Here is a 314-nt window from a genome sequence, read left to right on the forward strand (position 1 = left end):
TCGACCTCGGCCACCGTGACCTTGGCGGCGGTCGCCATCATCGGGTTAAAGTTGCGCGCGGTCTTGCGGTAGATGAGATTGCCTGCGGTGTCGCCCTTCCAGGCGTGCACGATGGCGAGCTCGGCGAACAGGCCGCGTTCCATCAGATACTTCTCGCCGTCGAACTCCTTCACTTCCTTGCCTTCGGCGATCAGCGTGCCGACGCCGGTCTTGGTGTAGAAGGCCGGAATGCCGGCCCCGCCGGCGCGGATGCGCTCGGCCAGCGTGCCCTGCGGATTGAATTCGAGTTCCAGCTCGCCGGCGAGGAATTGCTG

General features: G+C 65.0%; 1 protein-coding gene. It reads right to left on the reverse strand.

The genetic code is table 11. The features are described from left to right. Nucleotides 1-314, reverse strand: a 314-nt coding sequence (locus AC0L20_RS40525; RefSeq protein ID WP_473295749.1) for a CoA transferase subunit A, incomplete at both ends; no start/stop codon positions are given.

The sequence above is a fragment of the Bradyrhizobium sp. Kon58 genome, assembly GCF_055807455.1.